The 22,751-nt window shown below is 42.7% G+C and carries 18 protein-coding genes; 3 read left to right on the forward strand and 15 right to left on the reverse strand.

The features are described from left to right. The first annotated feature begins 17 nt into the window (after positions 1–17). Positions 18–1,439, forward strand: a complete 1,422-nt coding sequence (locus IEY39_RS27640; RefSeq protein WP_188937776.1) for a RagB/SusD family nutrient uptake outer membrane protein — start codon at positions 18–20, stop codon at positions 1,437–1,439. Next, a complete protein-coding gene (locus IEY39_RS27645) occupies positions 1,436–2,842 on the forward strand; it encodes a redoxin domain-containing protein (protein WP_188937777.1) in 1,407 nt (468 codons plus the stop codon). Before IEY39_RS27640 ends, IEY39_RS27645 begins: the two co-directional genes overlap by 4 nt. A gap of 192 nt (positions 2,843–3,034) precedes the next feature. Here IEY39_RS27645 and IEY39_RS30290 read toward each other — a convergent pair whose 3' ends face one another. From IEY39_RS30290 to IEY39_RS27675, 7 genes are all read right to left on the reverse strand, one after another. Further along, positions 3,035–3,280, reverse strand: a complete 246-nt coding sequence (locus IEY39_RS30290) for a DUF6520 family protein (RefSeq protein WP_373285492.1) — start codon at positions 3,278–3,280, stop codon at positions 3,035–3,037. A gap of 136 nt (positions 3,281–3,416) precedes the next feature. After that, positions 3,417–6,107 carry a lanthionine synthetase LanC family protein gene (locus tag IEY39_RS27650; RefSeq protein WP_188937779.1) on the reverse strand — a complete coding sequence of 897 codons (2,691 nt, stop codon included), beginning with the start codon at positions 6,105–6,107 and terminating at the stop codon, positions 3,417–3,419. 16 nt (positions 6,108–6,123) lie between these two features. After that, complete coding sequence (locus tag IEY39_RS27655) at positions 6,124–6,582, reverse strand: MauE/DoxX family redox-associated membrane protein (protein ID WP_188937781.1); 459 nt, start codon at positions 6,580–6,582, stop codon at positions 6,124–6,126. Positions 6,583–6,587: 5 nt separating this feature from the next. Then, positions 6,588–8,153: a hypothetical protein gene (locus IEY39_RS27660; RefSeq protein WP_188937782.1), complete on the reverse strand. Its 1,566-nt coding sequence runs from the start codon at positions 8,151–8,153 to the stop codon at positions 6,588–6,590. 34 nt (positions 8,154–8,187) lie between these two features. Beyond that, positions 8,188–9,009 (reverse strand): glycosyltransferase family 2 protein, encoded by an 822-nt coding sequence (locus IEY39_RS27665; protein ID WP_188937784.1) that lies wholly within the window; start codon positions 9,007–9,009, stop codon positions 8,188–8,190. Between the two features lie 1,010 nt (positions 9,010–10,019). Beyond that, on the reverse strand, positions 10,020–12,857 hold the full coding sequence (locus IEY39_RS27670; RefSeq protein ID WP_188937785.1) for an alpha/beta hydrolase family protein: 2,838 nt from the start codon (positions 12,855–12,857) through the stop codon (positions 10,020–10,022). Positions 12,858–12,912: 55 nt separating this feature from the next. Next, positions 12,913–13,404, reverse strand: coding sequence for a TlpA family protein disulfide reductase (locus IEY39_RS27675; protein WP_188937787.1), 492 nt, complete (start codon positions 13,402–13,404; stop codon positions 12,913–12,915). A 180-nt stretch (positions 13,405–13,584) separates the two neighbouring features. Here IEY39_RS27675 and IEY39_RS27680 point away from each other — a divergent pair, with 180 nt between their 5' ends. Further along, a complete protein-coding gene (locus IEY39_RS27680; RefSeq protein ID WP_188937788.1) occupies positions 13,585–16,068 on the forward strand; it encodes an outer membrane beta-barrel protein in 2,484 nt (827 codons plus the stop codon). Between the two features lie 161 nt (positions 16,069–16,229). On the opposite strand, the gene IEY39_RS30110 is transcribed toward IEY39_RS27680, so the two are convergent. From IEY39_RS30110 to IEY39_RS27710, 8 genes are all read right to left on the reverse strand, one after another. Next, positions 16,230–16,358, reverse strand: a complete 129-nt coding sequence (locus tag IEY39_RS30110; protein WP_262892888.1) for a hypothetical protein — start codon at positions 16,356–16,358, stop codon at positions 16,230–16,232. A gap of 306 nt (positions 16,359–16,664) precedes the next feature. After that, positions 16,665–17,267: an HAD family hydrolase gene (locus tag IEY39_RS27685; protein ID WP_188937790.1), complete on the reverse strand. Its 603-nt coding sequence runs from the start codon at positions 17,265–17,267 to the stop codon at positions 16,665–16,667. Between the two features lie 10 nt (positions 17,268–17,277). Further along, positions 17,278–17,661, reverse strand: coding sequence for a helix-turn-helix transcriptional regulator (locus tag IEY39_RS27690; RefSeq protein ID WP_188937791.1), 384 nt, complete (start codon positions 17,659–17,661; stop codon positions 17,278–17,280). A gap of 288 nt (positions 17,662–17,949) precedes the next feature. After that, positions 17,950–18,903: an acyltransferase family protein gene (locus IEY39_RS27695; RefSeq protein WP_229689123.1), complete on the reverse strand. Its 954-nt coding sequence runs from the start codon at positions 18,901–18,903 to the stop codon at positions 17,950–17,952. Continuing rightward, entirely contained in the window at positions 18,809–19,219 is a 411-nt protein-coding gene (locus IEY39_RS29960) for a hypothetical protein (protein WP_229689124.1), read from the reverse strand. Before IEY39_RS29960 ends, IEY39_RS27695 begins: the two co-directional genes overlap by 95 nt. Positions 19,220–19,305: 86 nt before the next feature. Then, positions 19,306–20,241 (reverse strand): MauE/DoxX family redox-associated membrane protein, encoded by a 936-nt coding sequence (locus tag IEY39_RS27700; protein ID WP_188937794.1) that lies wholly within the window; start codon positions 20,239–20,241, stop codon positions 19,306–19,308. Positions 20,242–20,931: 690 nt separating this feature from the next. Beyond that, positions 20,932–21,363, reverse strand: a complete 432-nt coding sequence (locus IEY39_RS27705; protein ID WP_188937795.1) for a hypothetical protein — start codon at positions 21,361–21,363, stop codon at positions 20,932–20,934. A gap of 10 nt (positions 21,364–21,373) precedes the next feature. Next, entirely contained in the window at positions 21,374–22,747 is a 1,374-nt protein-coding gene (locus IEY39_RS27710) for a hypothetical protein (protein ID WP_188937796.1), read from the reverse strand. Positions 22,748–22,751: the final 4 nt, after the last annotated feature.

The following is a 22,751-nucleotide window of genomic DNA, read 5'->3' on the forward strand; positions in this document are numbered from 1 at the left end:
AATTAAAATGAGCGCTCATGCAAAAGTTGAAAATAAAATATCCTTGTATTATATTATTTGTGCTGGCAATTGCAACAAGCTGTAAGAAATATCTTTCGGTTGGGCCTCCTACTACTCAGCTGGTCACGACGAATGTATTTACAAGTGACGCTTCGGCCACTGCTGCACAACTAGCTATTTACGCGCAAATGCAGAATGATCCTGCACTTTTTGATGAATATTGCGGATTGTCTTCAGATGAATTTAATATCGCGCGTACGGATGTCTTTTCTCTCGATTTGTATGGAAATAAGTTAGTCGCTTCCACTGATGCGAATCAGATACATGTATGGGGGCTCGCCTATCAATTTATTTACCAAGAAAATGCGATTCTCGCGAATTTGGCGTCCTCGGCAGGAGTAAGCAATGTAGTTAAGCAACAGTTGACAGCAGAGGCTGAGTTTACGAGAGCCTACTGGTATTTTTACCTGCTTAACTTCTATGGGGATGTGCCTTTGATCACTTCGACCGATTACAAGGCCAATTCGACCATGGTGAAAACGCCAAGTTCAAAGGTTTACCAACAGATTATCTCCGATCTGAGCGCTGCTGAATCAAAATTGAATGCAAATTATGTGGACGCCACTGATACTGCTGTTACGAATGACAGGGTACGACCTACAACGTGGGCGGCGGCCGCTTTGCTGGCGAGGACCTATTTGTTTGCTGGCGTCACGAATAATGCCTATTATGACAGTGCCGAAATGCAGGCAACTATTGTTATCAATAATTCGATGCAATTCTCGCTTACAGGATTGGATAACGTATTTCTAATTAACAGTAACGAGGCAATTTGGCAAATTTCGCCAAACAGTAATTACAATTATACAGCTGAGGGTTTAACTTTCGTATTGACAAAGCCGCCTGCAAGTTCGAGTTCCGGCATAACCATGAGCAAAAATTTGCTGAATGCATTTGAGCCCGGAGATAATCGAAGCTCGCATTGGATCGGAGCCTATACTAATGGCGGTAATACCTGGTATTTTCCACATAAATATAAAGCCGGGTCGAATGCTAAAAGCCTGACGGAATACTCAATGATCCTTCGACTTGGAGAACAATACCTTACACGAGCGGAAGCAAGGGCGCAGCAAGGAAATATCAATGGCGCTTTGTTGGACCTGGATGTTATTCGAAAGCGAGCGGGCCTGCCGAACTATTCCGGGCCTATCGATCAGGCTTCTGTTATCCTTGCCATCCAACATGAACGCCAAGTTGAACTATTTTCCGAGGGATTTCGCTGGCTGGATTTGAGAAGGACCGGTATGATAAATTCGGTAATGAGTGTTGTGACACCTCAGAAAGGTGGAGGAACTTGGAATGCCTATCAGCAGTTATACCCCATTCCGGTAACTGATGTCCAGTTGGATCCCAACTTAGCGCAAAATCCTAATTATTGAAAGCTTTAATGGTGGGTGCAAAAATCATGGTAAATACAATAAAATTTCTGTTTTTCGGAGTTGTGATGTTATTCTGTGGTAATTCAATGGGGCAATCTGTTAATCCCCCCCTGTTAGGTGAGCCCCTGGTTGGAAAAATATGTCCAAATTATGTGTTCAAAAATGTCGTTTTTTATTCAAAAAGACAAGCGTCTTTGAATGATTTCAGGGGTAAGTGGTTAATTATTGAATTTTGGGATAAACACTGCTCGGCCTGTATTGGTCATTTTCCCGATGCCAATGCAACTCAAAAGGAATTTAGGGATAGTTTACAGATTTTAATGATTGCGCCAGATGATGCTGAAAATGAGAATCTACCCTTGTATCGGAATTATCATGATCGCCTTCATCTAGAAATGCCTGCAGTTTTTGATTCGGCGTTGTTTTCAATTTGCAATGTAGATTTGCTTCCTCATGTAGTTATCATTGATCCGACAGGAGTGGTTAGAGCAATAACAAATGGAGTAAACTCAAAAAAGATTCATCAGCTTTTGGCTGGCGAAAACCCTGTGTTTAATGGGACTTCTTATAAGGATGGGAAGCAAGGAAAAGATAAATTTCGATACAATGGAGCAGTGCCTTTTCTGATCTCTGGTAACGGCGGCGTGGATACCAATTTTCTATTCAGGTCTTTACTCACCCACTGGGTACCAGGTAATCCTTCCAGAGCTTATGACGAGATCACTCCTGAAGATATAATTGACCAGGGACCATATAAGCAACAATCAAGATATGAAGGCTTAGGGCTAAGCCTTCGTTTTCTTTATGAAGCCGCTTATACAGGAAAGACGTATGGTATGGACATGAATGATTCACTATATGGAAAGGTATGGTATACCCCCCTTCTGGAAGTCAAAGACAGTAGCTTCTTCGTAGCTGATTATGCAACCGGGAAAAATGTATATTGTTATAGTCTGGTCGTTCCTTCATCCAGAGCGACCAAAGACCGAATGATGCAGATCATGCAGAATGAGTTAAAGAGCTGTTTTGGTTATGAGGTTTTGTTTGAAAGGAGAATGATGCCTTACTGGCGAGTGATTGCATTCGAAGGTACCGGAGAAAAGCTAAGATCAAAAGGAGGACCATGTCAAAGAACTGAAACTAAACCATGGCAGGAAATCGTATTTAAGAATACTTCTATTTGGGATTTTATTAAGGAAGTTAATGATTATTCGGGGATTGGAAGTATTCTTCATGAGCCCCTATTGGATGAAACCAATATTGCAGACAATATTGATATTACCGTTGATTGGTTCAAGAATGATTTTAATAGTGTTAAAGAGGCATTAAATAAGAACGGCTTAGATTTAATTCCTGGAAAAAAGGAAATGAAGGTCTTGGTCATTAAAGATGCGCACTATTAACAAGATTTAACTTCGGAGAATTTTACTTTTTTGAATCAAAAAGTAAGAAAAACATGAAATATACAAGTACGCATACCCCTTTTTCAGGTTTTCGAGATTCCCTGCCGCCCATCGTGGTTGCAGACAAGATGGACTATTACAAATAAAATAAAAGGCTAGTCGCTCTTGACTAGCCTTTTATTTTAGAATGGGTTATTGCGTATTTGTATGCAATTTATTAGTGCAAGTGTTGGTGGAATAACACGTATGGGTGCTGCTTTTGCAAGTTACGCCAGTCGCACCGGTAGAGCAGGCAACGTTGCCAAGGTTAGTTGTGCAGGTTGTATGCTTCGACCAACAGGCGTTTAAGTTATATTTGTTACTTGCTTTTGAAGCAAATGCGCCGGCGATAGCCAGTACAAAGGCTGTACCGCCCAAAATGATATTTGATTTTTTCATTGCTTTGTTCACTTTTTGAATCAAAAAGTAAGAAAAACTTTAAGTATACAATTACGCCTACTCTTTTTCAGGTTTTCGGCATTCCCTGCCGCCCATCGTGGCTGCAGACAAGATGGACTATTTGTGCACAATATTTTCAAATATCAAGCAACAGATGTCCGATCTTGTCGGGCATGTCACATCTCATTAAGAAATGAATAATACCGCATGTTCCGGTCATGAGTTCTGGCTCAAAATCGGGAAAGATATTCACCGACCAGTAGCCTTGTCGGTTTTCATGTTCCCAAAAAGTATGAATAAATAAATTTGCTAATTGATTAAGTCTATATTGCCAGATATCACCCCCCAAAACCCGACTTGCTTCCAGATAAACCTCTCCCAAACCCGATAAGCCATTTGCTTGCGTATAATCTAGATGTGTTGGGCTATCGGGAAGCGATGCTAAGGCATTTTCAGCTATTTTTTTATATAAAGGTTCATTTAAAAGTGAATATGCTTTTATGAATGTCAATGCGACACCTGGCAAGCCTATATCACTGCAGAATGCATTTTCCGACTTGCTTTTTGTACTTGTGGCCCAATAATATGAGCCGCTTTTTACCTTTGATTGCCTATGCAACCAAGCTAATCCTTTACAGATACATTCTATGACTTGCGGGTCTTTATGATAATTTGCATAAGCTATTAGAAAGCAAAGTATCCCTGCAGTTCCATGTGCAAACCCAATTGCATTGTCTTTTTTTTTGCCGCTTCTATAATTAGGCCATGATCCATCAGATTGTTGCGCCTGGATTACCATGGCTAGGTATTCCTGCAACAATGGTTTGTGGAATTCATGCCGTAAATAGGTAGCACAATGCAAAAGGGATAGCCCTTGCCCGGAAACTCCTGTCGCTAAAGCTAATTTTGACGCAGGCGGCTGAAAGCAGTGTTCTAAGTAGGTATAGTATTTATTGTCAGGGAGCAATCCGGATTCAATGCCTTCTTTGAGCGCTAATGCTATGCCTGCTGACCCATCGTATAAGCCAGGAGTTGATAATTGGATGGAATTGAGGAATTTATCTTCCAGGTATTTGCAACTTGCCGTGTATTCTTCAGTCACAGTGCTTGTATCATAGCCGAATCGCTTAGCCCGACCTATAAGATAGGCGATACCCGTTAGTCCGTTAAAAAATGCAGATTGAGGCGCACGCTCCGCAGGTTGATACCCTATGAGGTCATTTATTTTAACAGTCGAAAGCCACACATTATCCTCGGACAATATGCTTCCATTGCTAAGGCATTTTATCGCTTTGATGATTATTTCCCTGATCTTTTCCTTGTCTATTTTTGTGGTAAGCTTTTCCGACGATGTAATGGAAGGATGCATTTGCAATTCTTTCCGGTAATTAGTGATCGTTTCCTCTAACATTGATAGAGCGGGCCTTTCTTCAGGGTTGGAGGCAAGGCATTTCTTAATAAGTGCGGCTAAAACTGGATTGCGCAGAAAGTATTTTAATTGTTCAGGAAATTGTTCCGAAAAGGGATTAAATTTTATCGGTTGTATTCCAGTGAAAATAAAGATCATAAACGCTCCCAAAGCATAAATGTCTTCCTTTGTATTCGGGGTTTGAGCTTCCATTTGTTCTGGAGAAATATATCCCGGTGTTCCTAATTTAAATGGAGGATTTGGTTTATTGCAGTAAATGGAATAGCACAACTCCATATCGATCAAAAAGAGCTGGGACCTCCTGTTAATAATAAAATTCGCCGGCGTGATATCGCGATGGATATATCCCTTTTGGTGCAATTTGTCTGTGATACTTAGGATCATCAGTAAAAGATCAATTAAATGCAATTGCTGAGATTTGGCCAGGCCAAACCAGCTATTATTTTGGAATATGGACAATATATAGTCATTTAACGGGTCTCCTTTAATAAATTCCATTGCCAGATACGTACAATCCTGGTCCTGGAAAAGATCAAAGATTTCTGGCATAGGAAACTGCCCCGATAAATCCTTATACAATTCATATTGCCACATCAATCTGTCCGTAATGTCTCTTCCAAATTCATCGGCCCACATATTCTTTAGACCTTCTTTTATTATGCAGAGTTTTATTTGAAATGGTCCTTTGAAATAGTTTCCCTGGATAACCCTTCCTTTGGGATCAGGTTTGAGTACAGTCAATGGCTTGTACTTTAGATTCCAAAGTTTCTTTCTAACTGGTAACTTCACCTCTGCGATTTCGGCAAAAGGCCATATGACCCCCGGAGGCATGGAAAAAGGAATTGTCATCCTATCCAGGATTAAATTTCCGGTACTATCGTAAATATATTGCTGTTCATGACCGTTGTGCCCTATTTTTGTGATAGGATTGAAGCCTTCATACCGCGTATAGACGGTGCCACCTAGGAAACTATCGGTGGGAACCGCTGGGCCCCGGAAGTTGCGAGTGAGTTCGACGAGTTTTTTTGCTATAGTAAGTGTTGTTGGTTCTGATTCAATATATATGCATAGTATTTTGCCAACTTGAAAGTGACCAAGGGTGCCATCCAATAATGATCTTACTGTATCCTTTGTTCGCGGAATTTGAAATGGGATCTTCATAGAGATCAACAATGGTAAGATATTATTTATCAATGATGTAAACTGCAATCTTATAACAGAGACGTGTAAAACCCAACCTTGCGTGCCTGTAATTTCGCCAACTTGAAAATAGAGGCCTTTATCTTTATAAGATAAACCGTTACGGTTTAACATTTCATCACATTCAAATGAGGCTTCACCCACCAGATGGATCGCGGAAGATTGGTCTACATCGATTTCGGCAAATGTTGTTTGCATATAGCGCTTTTAGAATTTATTTTCCGGAAACTTCCAGATTCGCTTGTAAGGGAACATTATCTTGCTGATGAAGTGTTTTATTCAGCCAAATTCCAGCTAAGGCAATTAATGTGAAGATGATATTAAATATCAGGTGTTGCCTCCACTTAAGACCTTTGAGCACACCCCCGCATGCACATGGACGATGAGACGCAAGAAAATTTACATAGGCAACATATATGGTGAAAACTGACATCAGAATCAGGGAGGTGTATAACCCTTTGTGCCGCGTGGAAGGGATAATTAAAAGAACAGCCACTACAATTTCCACGAGGGGAAGTGCTATAGACAGAATGGCGGCAAAGGGCCTGAGTTCATCTGTTTGACGGAGAACAAAGAGGAAATTATTATAATCAGCAAGTTTGCTGACTGCAGTATACACAAATAATAGAATTAACAGACAAATGATGATTTGGAAAACAAGATCTTTTTTCATAATGATTAGATATCTTTTTGGAGTAAGTTTGTTTTTTGATCGGCGATGATAGGAGATTTGCTTATTAAATGCGGCTTTTTGCCCGGGACTAATTCACTCAGATGATCATTGAGCAAGGCCCCGAATGAAAGCAAGATTGCCATGGGAACCACTTGATACCGCAATATATTGACCGTCGTCACTATACTAAATAAGAAATTGAGAAGCAGGAAGGCTGCTACTGCCCACATGACCCGGTCATTTTCGCTAGTAAGGTGCACCCTTTTGTAGTTAATTAGGTATTTGGCCAATTGCCACAAAAAGTATAGATTGAATAACAAAAAGAATGCTTCATAAATAATTAAGAAACCCTGAAGAGAATGCGAGATACAATGTACAGTGGAGTTGGGGTACCCAAACCAGTCCCTTGCGATCGGATCTATCTCATTTGTGCCATAATTATATCTTTCGATGTGGGACAATGGAGGCAGGAAATAATGTAAGATGTTTGGACGTATGAAGTACCATGTGTAGGCCATGGGATGTTGAAGGATAACGGCTTTGCCAAACGGTTCGAAATCTGCGGATGCCTTCCCCCAGGCTGCTGTTAGGGCCATTTCACTGTGTAAATGTTGATAATGACTGCCAAAGTATCTTTTGAGCGGAGCATTTGGCTCTCGGATAAAGAAATTTCCTACATATGTTTCCAGGAGACTTCTATATTCCTCTTCATTAACATGTTTCAAAAAAGAAAGTGTTAGACGATTAACCTCTTTCGCCGCAGGTGTGGGAAGCGCCAGGCTGTCTTGTTCAATTCGATCATAAATGTAAAGCGCATTGTTGGCGAGTTGCCAGCCCGTGAATAGCGAATATTGCCTAATACCCGTGATTTTGAAGGCAGCTTGTTCCGTATAGATAATAAAGGGAACAAGAAAAAAAAATGGCATTAAGATTCCACCAAGTTTTACCTTCCAACTTTGCTTGGTGAGCAAATAGGCAATGACAGTTACTGCTGGGTAATAATATGCATTATTCCGAACTGTGAAGCACAGGAAAAGCAGGATTGCCTGGATAAGTACCTGGTAAAGACGGGGACGTTGGACGATCCAGATCATTTGGATGAGCCAAAGCAAGGTCAAAGCTGCAAACAAGGCATCGCTATTCACTGTGTTACAAAGGTAAAGGGAGAGGGGATTGATGAATAAGAAAAGGAACAGGATAGTTTGTGTGACCCTTTTCACCTTGAAAAAGTAGATAATGGTAAAATAAAAGTGCAATGCCGCCGCCTGCAAGAAGAAATATTGGAATGCTACAAGCGCTGTGTCGGAATGAGTAATGGCATGAAACCAATCAAGGAATTTGGAGTACCCGATCGGCCATATGCTTATATCCAAATGAGCGGATGCCGCGAATATATAGCTATAGGAGTCCCCAAAAAAATCAGGGAATGGATATAGCAACTTAAAAATGACAAACTGTATGATGCAGAGCCCTATCCCTAGGAGAAGGGATTTTCGATTGGCGCTTTCCTTCCAAATAAAAGACCAATAGGAATCCTGGCTTGTTGTGACGATATCGGTTGTGCTATTCATAAGAATGGCGATAACTTGGCTATAGTGATATATGTTATTTGGGTGCACGCATCCGGCAGAATACTGAGTATTTTACTAGGCTATAAATACTTCGTACGGCATCCCGTAACCTGATCTTCTTGCCTTCGGCAAAAGTTCTACCGTAATAAGAAATGCCGACCTCATAAATGCGGAGCTTAGGTATTCGGGCGATCTTGGCATTGAGTTCAGCATCAAAAGCAAAACGTTTTTCGACCAGGGGGATGCCTTTTATTGTGGAGGTGCGAATCACCTTGTAGCAGGTGTGTGCATCCGTAAGGTTCATATTGGTAAAGAGATTGCTAATAAATGTAAGCAACTTATTGCCCAGTGTATGCCAAAAAAAGAGGATCCTGTGAGGCTGTCCGCCCATGAAGCGGGAGCCATAAACAATATCGGCATGACCGCTGAGAATGGGCTCCAACAACAGATTATATTCCTTGGGATCATACTCTAGGTCAGCATCCTGGATGATCAGGTAGTCGCCAGTTGCGGCTTGCAGACCAGTCTGTATAGCAGCCCCTTTTCCTTGGTTGTGAGGATGAGAGAAGTACTTGATTGGTGTGTTGGGATTGTCATCAATATATTCACGGATCATGAGATCGGTATCATCTTTAGAACAATCGTTGACAACGATGATCTCCTTTTCTATAGAGTGGGTCAACATTACATCGGCAACTTTGTCTAGGATGATTGCAATGGTCGAAGCTTCGTTGTAACAGGGGATGATAATGGAAATCTTTCGGATACTAATATGGATTGGTGTACTTCGTATGTGCCGGGGAGTTCTGCGGACGGCTTCAACAGCCTCGGTAGCAAGTATGGAGGACTCATGCATAAAATAAGGTTTCTTGATCGTCGCGTAATGTAGCGTTGAATATGTGAACTAAGTTACTGTTGTTCTTGTTCTCAAAAGGGATAAAGGTGTGGTGAAATTGGATGCCCGAGAAAGCATGACTAGCATCTTATATTAAACTTAGTCATTGTGTATTCGTATGCAGTATCAGAAAGCAATGGCCAGTGGCGGCCCTCGACCAGCAAGTATGGACGCCCGAACGGCAAGTATAACCTGGTGCTGTGACAGAGCAAGCTACATTACCTAGGTTAGTAGTACAGGTTCCACGATCACTTAGCGACCAACAGAAGTTGATATTATATTTGTTATAGGCCTTTGAAGCAAGCGCACCGGCAATAGCCAGGACAAAGGCTGTAGCCCCCAGGATAGTATTCGCGTTTTTCATTTATTTATACAATATTTATATAATTACACCTGCCCTTGGTGATCTCCTTTTCTCTGACATGGGTCAATGCTCATCGGCAACTTGGTCCAGAATGATTGCAGCGGTTGAAGGTTCGTTGAAATGGCCAAAAATAATTTATAATAGCAGAGATATGGAAACTAATTTGATGTAACGCTGAATATATGAAGTTACATTTGTTCTTATTCTTAGAAGGGATAAAGATGTGACGAAATCGGATAGAATGTTAGGTCGAAAGAGCATGACAATCGAGCCATACGAGAAATACCCTGATATGCAAGTGAAAAAGGCTGATCGATTTTGATTAGCCTTTTATCTTAAACGTGATTTATTAGAGTGCACCTGTATACCTGTATACATTTTATTAACGCAACTGGAACTGGAATAGCAGGTATGGGTGCCACTTTTGCAAACTGCGCCAGGTGCATTGGTATCGCAAGCTACGTTACCTATATTGCTGCAACCTCCATTCTTCGACCAACATGCGTTGACAATGTATTTGTTACTTGCTTTTGAAACAAACGCGCCGGCAATGGCCAAGGCAAAGGTTATAGCCCCCAGGACAATGTTCGTTTTTTTTATTATTCTGCTATTTTTTATTAGCATAAGCCCCTTTTTTGCATACTGGGCAATTTTCGTTACAGCTCTCGTTTGGCTCAAGTTCATAGCCAGTCTCAACGCCCTTCATGTTAGCCGGCACACCCCTTGTCATCCACCTTGGCGGGGGGGTACCTTTCAAATAATGATCAAAGAACTGCTTCATTCTTATTGTGTAATCTTTGGCATCATCTAATGAATCTAGACCATGCCCAGCCATTTCATATTCAAGCAGCCATGTTGGCTTCCCTATCCTTCTTAAGGCCAGGAAGAGCTCAATTGCCTGCGCAAATGGTACTGCAGCGTCAAAATCCCCATGCATGATAAGTAATGGAGTGGTAACATCATTGACATGTAGGACCGCAGAATTTTGTATATACAAGTCGGGGGCACTCCAAGGTGTAACCCCGATGCCATAAGGCCCCCCCTGACCGTTAAATTCATAATATGCCTGGCTGCTGTTTCCCCATGGAAAAGCGATTTGATCATAGACGCTTAACAGATCACTTGGTCCAGAAGCTGAGCACGCTGCAGCAAACACTTTAGAATGAGTTACTATATAATTGGTTGCCCACCCGCCAAAACTGTGCCCTTGCAATCCCATTTTATTTATATCCACCCATGGAAGAGTCGCTAAGTAATTTGCCGCGGAGGTGATGGAATTCAATAGGTCTTCTCCATTGTGCCCAGGCTCAGTGTATAGAATATCGGGAGTAAATACCAAATACCCATTACTTACATAATAAGGGATATTAATGGTTGCAATCGACCAATTAGGCTCAAGAAATTTGTGCAAAGCATCAGCTTGTTTTTCATAAACCGAAAAGATCAATGGATATTTCCTGGTGGAATCAAAATTTTCAGGTTTAAATAGGATACCTTGAGATATTCTGCCATCCGTCATTTTCCACTTTATGAGCTGGGTAGTCATCCAGTTATAATTTTTCTCGGGACTTATGTTGCTCAAACGATTAAATGTCTTAAAATCTGTTGTTGTAAATAAATTGGGAGTATTAGATGCATCCTCCCTTTTTACAAGAAAAGTCATCGCGTTCCGTGCTTTTATAGGTGTGGCACCTCTTGCAAATGCCACAGACCCTGTTCTTCCCGTACGTGGGACAAAATAAGTGTATGGTTCCATATTACAGGATATTGGGTCCCCATGGTTTGTAATATCTAAATTCCAAAAGCCATTTTCCTTGGTGACGTCATCGAAGCCTGATAGTAAAAGGTTCCCACCAATTTCAAAAATTGGCGGGTCATCAAGCTCCTGAAAGTTAACCAAATTAAAGACAATATGATGTTTCCTGCCAAATCCATTCGTAAGATTTATCGGTGATTTGACTCCATCGGGGTCAACCTGCCATATGTCATAGCGGTCGTAGATAAGGAGTGAGCCTTCTGTTTTTGACCAACCGGCAATTCTCCAGGGTATGGCTTTTCCTAACTTTTCCGCTTCATCATCATATAGGCTAACAGGTATTTTTGTTGAGAGATTGTGTGTGACCCCACTTTTTATATCATAAGAACAGTAGCTCAGGCTATCATTATTGAACCAAATAGCATGTTTTTCATCCGGTGAAAGTACTTGCTCCATTTGTCCAAAAAATGCGGGCCCGGCCAATCTAATCCTCTTGCCTTCTTTAGTGTCAATCAAATAGAGGCATGGGCGATCACTCTTATTGAAATAGCCATTTGGCGATCCTCTGTCCATCGCCAGGACATAATTATTGTTTGGTTCAGGATATATTTGCCTTATTAGATCTATTTTATCGTTTTCCAGAATATTCAATTTGCCAGACAGAATGTCAATGTCGGCCCGAATCTTTTTATCCTCATGAGAATAATACGGACTTGTTTGTATTGATTGAAGTTCTTCGTCCTTGTAATTCCAGATGCGTACATTTGGTTTGATGCCTGATGAGCCAATTGTATTTGCAGCAAGGCTTTTCTTTAAGGCAAAGAACAGGATATTTCCATCTCCTGAAAATCTGATATCGCTTTCAATTAGGTGGAAACCTTGTGTTGTAAAATTGGTATCGTTCACCAAATCGGTTGAAGTTGAATCGCCTGCTTTATAAATTAAGATCTTACTGTCCCCTTCTGACTTCCCCTGAACAAAAAAAGCGAACTTGGTTTGCTTTTCATTCATTGCAATATCCTTTACTTCCATTCCCTTGCAAATTTTCAAAGATCTCCCGGACAGCAAAGACGTCCACTGTAATTCATGTTGGCCTTCGCTATCTGATGTTGCAATCAATATTCCCTTTTGCTTAGGTGCTGGCCAATAGTGATCGACTCCAACACACTTTTGCTTTTTATTATTTTTAAGATTTAATATAGTGAGTTCTTTTTGGGAGGTTATTTTATGGCAAAATAGCCAACTTTCGTCTTGAGTATTAGTTACTTTATAATTATCGATCTCAGTAAAGCATTGCGATTGAGCTGTTCCCAATCTTAAAATAAATAAGCTATCTTTTATTTTGAATATAAGCATTTCCCCATCGGACGTAAACATGCCGCCATCACAATCGACAAATGCGTGCACATATTTTTGGTTCCCGGTCGCACTTAAAAGCCAGGTAAACCGCCCAGGAGCGGGTAGATTTTGCACACCGTAAAAGACGTACTTTCCGTTGGGAGAGATCGCGGATCCAGTAATTAAATTTGGCCATTTGTTATCCCAGAGAACTCTAAATACCGAGGTGTCGATCGCAGGCTTTTGGGCACCAATAGATGTTGAAATACAATAAATTATCAAAAAAGCTTTAAGGTGCTTAATTTTTATTGCCATAATTAGATCAACGAGTGGAAGCCAAAGTTTAACCATTGATCGTTAACAATATTTTATGCCCGAACAAAGTGGGTGCAATGGATAAATATCATTATTTCAATGCAATATCTCTTATGACGTTTACGTCAGATTGCCCGAACAAGGATTGCTTCAAACATTTTTTTGTATTATATATCGCGGTATAAGGCGCTCCCGGAACATTGTAATAATTGTTAAATACATTTGAAGACTCGACACCAACCAGGATGTTCGGATATTTTTGAAGATGAAAATAATTATAGAATACTTGCATATCTTGAAATGAAGCCCGAGTGAAAAGGTAAAAGCGGATATTTTGTAGAGAGCTCATATTATCGATCATTTCTTGCATTTGGCTCCTAGAATAGGGACAATAAGGGCCAAAATAGAACAGGACAATAGGTTCTCCCATCGGAATAGAATCTGTGTTTAATTTGGTGATACCATCAGACAATTGAATACTGAAATGGGGCATTGGCTTTCCTTCAAGTCCAGTAATTGTTTTGTTAGGGTCATGACATCCGGATAAAACAGTAAGCAATAGTGGAATTATCACTTTTTTCATGATTATTTGAGATTTGTCTTTTACATTTTTTGGGGTTGAACACATTGAAATTAGTTCAGATAATATTTCAAAAAAGGATAAATCTATCTTCAAAACAGAATACAATGATTAAGAAATAGAGTCTCTGCTTTTGCTCAGCAGGGAAATTGAATATATTGCCCTCCTTTACAATTTGATTCCTTGCTAGCTATTAAACCTTTTATCCTGCTGCTACTTCTCGGCATAGCGTCCTTGTGTCTCTATGCCCAGAATCGTCCTGTGCTGGTACGATCACCTGATACTCTGCGGATAAAAATTGATACGTTAAAAACTGCAATTGTCACGGCAACACTGAGGCCGAGAATAAAGAGGGATACGATTGAATACAATACGGAGAATACTCGTTTGCATCCGAATGCATTGGTTGAAGAATTACTTGGCCGTTTTCCAGGAATGCAGATTGATTCGTATGGGAATATCACTTACAACGGAGAAAAGATTCAGCGTTTATTGGTGGATGGGGAAGATATCTTCGGATCTGACCCGACCATCGTCACCAGGAACTTCGGTGCTGACAAAATTGCAAAGGTACAGGTGTTAGACAGAAGGAGCGATCACACGATCTTTACGGGTATTGATGATGGAACGCGCACCAAAACCATTAACTTAGTGCTTAAGGGAAGCGCCAAAGACGGATATTTTGGTAAAGTGGAGGCAGGTGGTAATAAGGATGGATATTATAATTCGAATGGCGCCCTGGCGGCATTCCGAAACAGGGAGCAAATAACGATTCTTGGGCAGGCATCCAATACCGGGATAGTAGGATTTAGCAGTAATGCCGGTGGCTCACCTTCACAAGTTATCTTTTTGAGCAATATGGATCCCCTGGGCACTTCTGCGGGGACCGGAATTCCTAGTTTTGACGCTGCCGGATTGCATTATGCCAATACATGGAACGGCTCGGGAAACCACGTGATGGTTAATTGTCAGTACAATCATTATTTTACCCGACCGGTGACAACCACAGAGAGCTGGCAAACCGAAGCCAATAGGCTCTATGGGCAGTATCAGCAGAGCAACTCTATCAACCAGCAGGGTCAGCAATTGGCATATGGGGTATACGATTGGGCGTCAAGCCCCAATTCAGCAGTTAAACTTGTATTGAGTGGCAACAATTCGCAGGCACAAAATCAATTTGAGGCTACCGATATTGGCAATTTCAACGACACCCTTTTGAATGAAAGCCGGCGGACGATCCAGGATAAGGTGAGTTATCAGAGAATTGCCGGAGAAATTTCCTGGCGGATCCGGATCGGTCATCAGATTGGACGTACTTTTTCCGTTAGTTCAGGCATTACAAAGATGGACAATTCCACCCATGGATATTTGTATTCATTAAATAGTTATTACCAATCTGGCACTATCGAAAGCATTGACACGGTGGACCAGCGAAAGGTGATCACCAGTCATTCCCTGACTTACACCGGCCATATTGCATATACAGAACCATTGTGGAAGGATGCCTTTTTCGGGATGGAATATAATCTTCGAATTATCACCGATGCTCCTATGACTAGCACCTTTAATCGTGGGGACGGAAAGTACCTGCAACAAATAGACAGTTTGAGCAGCCATATAAAGACTCAATCCATCAACCAACGGGCAACATTCGAACTGCAAGGGAAAACCCAAGCACTCAACTATATTGTTGGATTTGATTGGATATGGTACAAATATTACCAGGGAAACCTGTTAGTTGACTCGATTTCTCATTTAAATTCTATTGATTTCGCACCAAGGGTAGGATTCTCATATGCGATAAACTCATTCAGCAGGCTCAGTTTCGAGTACGACGGATCGCCTCAACGAGTGTCTCCTGGCCAATTACAACCTATAATAAACAATAGCGATCCGCTGCATCTTACGATAGGTAATCCAGCACTAAAGCCGGGCCTTGAACATGACTTCAGCCTTGAATTCAGTCGACTTAAAACCTGGTTACTGAATCTGAAGTTGAATCTTAGGCTGATTGACAACGGCATTAGTACAAAAACCACTACCGACACTCTTGGCCGCCAGATCAGCCAGCCGATTAACGTCAATGGCGCGCATTCGGCGGTGCTTAATTTTTCTTTGAACAGACGCCTGCTAGGAATTGACGCTGGCCTGGACTTCGCGGGCACCTATGGTCACACGCTTAACTATGTCAACGCCGACCTTAGTCACAACGATGCTTTCACCGCCGGCACTGGTTTGAGCCTGAACAAATATGTACCTGATAAATTTTCACTTCTTGTAAAGACCAATTTAACCTATTTTGAGCAGTCCAGCAGCATCAATCCGGCTGCCCCAGTCCGCTATTGGATGCAGGATCATTCGGGCGCGATAACCTTATTTCTTATTAAAAATTATGAGCTTAACACCAATGCAACTTATACCTGGCACCAAAAGACCGCTTCCTTCCACGCGAATACCTCGGTCCTGTTTTGGAATGCCTACTTCGGCCGGAATTTTCTCCACAACAAACTAACCGCTAGATTCTTGTTTAACAACATCCTCAACAAAAATGCAGGTATTACCCGCACTAATACCGCCAATATCAACATCGAGTCCTCGACCAATATTTTGGGTCATTATTGGATGGTGTCGGCTACCTACCATTTCGACAAGAAATTTAAAAAGTAATGGTCGCCCTTCTAAATATTCTCTTTCTTCAACTCTTTGACGGCATGATCCAGCGCCATGGTGGTCAGTGCAATGTAGGTGAGGGAAGGATTTTGTGCTCCTATAGAGGTCATGCAGGCAGCATCGGCAACGAAGACGTTTGGGCAGGCGTGACCCTCGTTTCAGACATTGAGGAGGGAAGTTTTGGGATCACTGCCCATACTCATGCCGTCCATCTCGTGGACATCGAGACCGGGAAGCATGTGGTTGTCATATGTTTCAATATTCTTGACACCGGCAACATCTCTCATCTTCGCGGCTTGCACGACGAAGTCCTCGACCAGGCGTCGTCGTTGTCATTATAGTCGATAACGGTGACCAGTTGGGGGATGCCCCAGGGATCTTTTTCATTGATGCTTAAGTATACAAAGTTAGTCTCTCGCGGAAAGACTTCGACCTACATATTGAAGTTCATATGCCAGGGACTTGCCTCGCTGAGTGGGTATCTGGTATTTTGACCCTACCAACTCGGTGCTATGGACACCACGTTCGCGCATAGTTACTTGGCGGCCTAACCATCGCTAATGCCGAATCCGACGACCATGGGGTCAAATATATTACCTGGAGGTGGAGGCATGTAAGTTTTTTTGAGGTTCCAATTTCCGGGCGATCACGATGAAGGAGGGGCTGGATTGGTTAAAATAGTGGGTCGCAAGTATCTCCATTTCATCCGTCATTAGGCGCTTGATCGACTGGTGGTTGTACTTTTTTAAGTCTTCTAAATCTATCTCTAACCCGCTATAGATCGTAGTATACACCGGCGCCAGTGCGACCAGCCGACCTCTATCCCGCAATAGGTGTCTGGCATTACGAACTATGATTGAATTGCAAGATTGATTTAAGACAAGTACGGTATCAAAAAATCTTGCCACCTCTACTGGGTAAGCCTGCTCAAAGTCAGCTCTGTGGAAATCAAGAGCTTTAACATCCCTTATGGGTTCTATCCCTTGGTACTTCGTTCGTAGTTGGTCGCGGGTATACTTGTCGGAGCTACTCAAATGGATGGGTTGGCCTTTTTGTGCAAAGATGGCGGAAATAGAATGCGGAGTACTCCCCACTTCCAGCACCCGGCCTTTGAGCCAAGGTTCAATGATGTCGTAAAGCCATTCATTCAAAAGGCCGGGTGAGGAAACAGGCGGGGGAGTAGTAGACTCGCTCATGACGAAAAATTTAGGCGGTCTGCCGATTACGGTATTCGGTTGGCGCATAGCCATAGGCTTTTTTGAAGGCCGTGCTAAAGCCATTGTAGGTGTCGAAACCGACACGAGAGGCGATCTGGTCGATGGTGTCGTCTGTCTCTTCAAGGAGAACCTTGGCACGCTCGAGACAGAGGTGGAGGCGGTATTGGTATGGGCTGGTCTGGAACAACTCACGGAACCCCACCTTCAGCTTGAATTCATTGATACCGACCTTGTCGGCGAGCATCGGAATGTGGATGTGAGAGACAGGGTCCTTCAAAATAAGATCCCGGGCTTTTTCAATGGCGGGGACGTCGTAGAGTTTGGTGCGGGCAATAGGATGCTCGTAGCCCGCGATCTTTTTTTGGCGCTGCATAATCGATAAGGTTTAATGTGTAATGGTTGTTGCGCTACTAATCGGGCCTTGCGATGGTGTCGGAAGACTAATTTACGACCCGTTTAGGACATGTTACAAATAATCGTTGGCTACTAAAAGCAGAAAAGAGTTTACTAAAGGACGAGAGTGAAGTCATATTTCAGTTAAGGGCGAAAAATACCTCAATAATTATTTGAAAATTAATCGACGTTGATTGGTTGTCGAACAAGACTGCATGAATAATGCATTTAAATTCAAGAAAAATTTACAACTAAGCAGGGGGTTACCCTATTTTGCTGCTTCTTGCTCAGCAGTGTGATGCAAAACCGAGTTTGCAATAACTGCCGCTTCCTTTGTTGCCAGGGCTGACGGTTGCATACGTTTAGCAATGAAGTCTCTTACTTGTTTGGTGACGATATCGGTGCGATTGAGCAAGGGTCTTTCTATAAAATAATAGGTCTGACAAGTGATCAGGATCAACACTGCGCAGCAGCCGGAGATGACACACCAATAGCTTAAAGGAGAGAGCTTTTCTGCTGTTGCTCCATGAATTATAAATTGGAAAGTGGTATAAAGCAGGAGCCCACGTAACAAATAGATGCTGTACGATATCTGACCCAGAAGTCTGGATGCTTTTAGCGTCAGGATTCCAAAGAAATCATTCCCGCAGGCGATGGCAATAAATATCAGGCAAATGCACAGGTATGGCACAGGGCTAAAAACGGTAGAATAATTAAGTAAGGAGAGGTACAGCAGGGCTGCGAGCGCAGGCGTCAACCAGGGATTTGCAACAAAATTCCCGACCCGCTGGTTTCTAGTCGGGAAGGCGGCGGCAATTCCCCCCAGGAAGGGACTCATTTTTTCCCAGGCAAGTATAGGATAATATTCATGAATGATCAGTACGAATACAACAAGGCCAAGACTAGTGAGAAGGATAGTAGTGATCGAAGTCTTTATGCGGAAGAAAAGGCTACCGATGACAGCCAGGGAGCAATAGAATAGCCATTCAAATGCCAGACTCCATTGAACCCCTACGATGAGGTATTTCGTTCCTTTGAGCACATTAACATCTGGCTCCATAAATAGGATCCATTGTCCTGTATGCCAAATCAAATTCGGCAAGGATTCCTTAAGCGTAAATCCTGATTCAATGGCAACCAGGAGGAAAAGGAAGAACATTGCAAGTAGGAAGAGCGGCATGATCCTCAGCACCCTGGAAACATAAAGTTTTAGCCAATCCATCTTTCTTAAGCTTGCCTCGATCAATTTGGAAAAAAATAAGAAAGCGGTGATCATAAAAAAAGAAAGCGACGCTGGTAGAGCCAAAATGATCAAACAGCGGATGCGGGATTAGACCCCATTGATGCCGCTGGGACATATAGTACCAAAGAGTCGCATGGTGGATAAACAGAAACAGGGCCAGAAATCCTCTCAGCCCGTCAATGGAGGAGAAGCTATGAGGTTTTGCCTCGATGCCGATGGCTCGACCTATGAAATAGACTGAACCCAGGGCTATTAGCAGGATGGGAAGGATGGCGAGTGTGCTGATTAATTGCATAATAGATGAATCTGCGCGTATTCCCGGTAATAGGATTGCACTCTACCTCAATCGACCGTTAACAGGTCTTTCTCGTAGTCTAACGATCAATTTTCGATGCTTTGAGCCAACTCTGTGGCGGTAGGTTGCTGGCTTATCACCCTTTTCAATCTTTTCTTGGCGTCGAAAATGACTATGAGGGGTGTATTGTCAGTCTTGAAATAAGTGAAGAGGATATTGGCGCTGTCCCAACCCATGACAATATTCGGGTAGTGGGATAGTTGATAATATCTATAGAAGGTTCTCATGTTCTTGAACTGGGCGGGAGTGATGTAAAAGATGCGGGTGTCTTTGAAAACCTCGATATGGTATATAATGTCGACCGTAAGTTCCTGGCAGTGGTTGCACCAGGGGTCAAACCCTATAACGACGAAGGGTTTCCCGGCTGGGATGTCGTCGGTATTCAATCGTGTAGTGCTGTCGGTAAGAAGAAGGGGAATAGACGGGATTACACGCCCTTCCAGGCCTGTCTTCTCTGACACTGGAGCCGTGAAAGCGGTGAACAGCGACCATCCTATGACTGCCAGCAGACCTATGGCAGACGAATTGGTCAGCCATTTGAAAAGTCGTGTTGGTTGCTGCCGCCGTATAGCCATGATGCCGACCAGGCTAAGGATCACACAGGCGCTGTTGAAAAGAACATGCTGTTTGGGTGTCAGTTCTTGTATTATTCCACCGCAGCTGCAGGTGAGCTGATCATCTATTAGCAGAATAGTGATGACGTAGCCGGTGAAGAGGGTCATCAACCCGGCTGTAACATATAATGCTGGTAGCCGCCATCGGGTAGTGAACAGGGCTATCGTCAGGAGGATCTCGCCGATCGGGAGGGCCCAGGTGATGACCCCGGCAATGGAGCCCATCAATGGAGAGGAGGATAGTTGTTGCCTGAAAGTAGATATTTCAGTGAGTTTGACGAATCCTGTGTAGAGGAATAAAAGAATAAAGAAATAAGACACGATATCTGCAAGAATATTGCGTTTCATAAAATTAGGGAATAAGCCAGAACTCAAGTTAGGCGGGATCGTATTCTTAAACAGGATAATACTATGCAAAAAACGGATGGTCGATGGAGGACCATTCTGCTGTTTTCCCATTATCCGCAAGCGGGTAATGGGGCCGGCCGCTCACAACCGAACCCCGTACCTACCTGAAACCCGCTACCATCAATAAGCTTAACCAAAGCTTACCTCATACACATTGTTCATTCCGTTTCTATAGAAAAGGGAGATATCATTCGACCGGATCATCTCATACGTGCTGTCTATGCATCGTTTTCGAGGCTCTTTCTCGAAGATCTGGCGCTGACTAGTAGGATAAGTAATACTGCCCAAAGGAGATTCAGAACAAATAATTTCAAAGCGAAAGGGCCAGGTCGGAACACCTGGTCCGATAAGATCAAATATATTCCGTAGGACCCGAAATAAAGATTGAATATTGCCAGTAACGTCAATGGGAAAGGTATACCACTCTTTATTATTTTGAGCTTGCGTAGGGCCAAAATAGCCGGACTGACAACACTGGTGACCGTCCAGATGAGCAGAAAAAACGCAAACAAATCCTCTCCACCACCCAACTTTGAGTTTGTGCGGTAAAAAATGCCAGGAATGAAGATCAAAATTGCCAGAAGTAAAAGGGACCAAAAAATATGTATCAGTTTCATAGACGAATAACGTTTATTTTATAAGGTGTTGATGTATGCTCATGTATGAGCTTGAAAGATAGTTTAACCAATCCTGCTGCACGTCGGAGCTTACCTCGAAATAGGCATTCTCCGGCTGACAATAGAAAAAGCCCCCATAATGGCTAATAACGGCCTTTCGGATTTTGCCATCTGAAGTTTCGTAAGACGTTAGATAACAACCCATCCACGCAGGATTGGTGGACGGAAGTTCCTTAGCATCAGAAAGGAATATGTGCATGGAGTCGTCATTGAGAGGCTTGTTCTCTAGGTATTGCAAGCTATCTGCTGGGATCCCGAAAACCCGGTTAAAATTTTGCAATTTGTATATTCTCCAATTCTTTGTAGAGTGCCAAGGAACAGCGGGATGCGGCCGGTTGTAGGCTGCCACACATATTAATAAGAACATCAAAGAGAGGAATTTCATAACGATAGGTTTAATTACAGCTGCCAATGTTTGGATGATCGTTATCCACGGTGTTGCGGCTCATGTTGGAGAACAAGGGCATGTTACGGATGTCTTCTCCAAGGTCACCGGGGTCGTTGCCAGAGCCTCCTGGCCAGGTTCCGCGCGTTGACGGAAGGAAAATACCACCAGTCGAGAGGGCATTAATGACAAAGGTAGTGCAGTTGTTGGTATTGAGATTATAATAATAACCAGGATTATTGCCCAGTGCTACATAATTCAATATGTTGAAGAATTGAGTGCTTGTAACATTGAAAGTGAGACTAATATTATATGAGTGCGATTGGTCGTTATTGAGCACCCCCTGACTATACGAACCGCTTGTTGTTGGAATGACCAAGCTCGAAGGGTAGAAGCCTACATTCCGGGATATAATATTGCCCCGGTCGTTTTCTGTTAGAATCAGAAAGGTGTGACCGGTATTAACGAAATTGCTGGCAGAACTGCTACCGATCGGCCCGCCCGGCGTAAAGCCCCAGGCTTGCCTTGTGCCCGGATCGGGCTGGTCGACGCAAACTTGAACGGTATATGAATGATCGGGAGATGACCCATTCGTAAAGCATTTGAAATATTTGGTAATATTGGTTATAGGATTACCGGGAGGTGAAATAATGATTTTGAAAGAGCGCAAGAAACGATTCAGCGGGAGGTTTGAAAGCGTATACCCAGATAGTCCAGATCCCAGCGCGTCCGAAGAAAAACCATACGTGGTGCAAGATGTCTCCGACCAGGAAACGCCATTGCTCGGATCATCCGGCGAATAATTATAGCCGTCTATCTCGTTACATACTTGAATGTTCTGCATGTAGTCAGCTTGTTTCGGATTGGATGATCCTGGCGTGTCGGCAACGAGGTTCTGATCTCGTGAGCCAATGTGAATGGGAATGGAATTCCCCTGCCAATCTTCCTGGAGATATAGGCCACTTGGTGAGCCGACAGTACTTATTGAATCTGGAACAAATGTGATCATGACGGCGTGCATCTCCTGGTTAGGGTTTCGCATGATCACCAGGGACGTCAGGTCGCTTAGTTTGAATGCTCGGTATGGAGCTGACTTTAAGGAAACAAACAGGTTGTTGCGGTAGACGATGGGAACAATAAGCACATCGCCAATCGACATATGTCGAACGGTCGCCTCGTTCCATAGAATCGATTTAGGTTGAGCCGACCGATAGTTGTTGGCATTTGGATTTTTATCGGAGCCTGCGATACTCCTTTCAAAAAAGACCTGGGCTTGGGCTATCAGATTTTGGGTGGTTGGGTTAGCGTTCTTAGACTCGGTTTTGACGCAGCTGATGGATAGTAAGAGTAAACTAACGATTAGCAGTGATAATTTGATTGTCATATTA

The sequence above is a fragment of the Puia dinghuensis genome (assembly GCF_014642875.1).
GTDB classification, from domain to species: domain Bacteria; phylum Bacteroidota; class Bacteroidia; order Chitinophagales; family Chitinophagaceae; genus Puia; species Puia dinghuensis.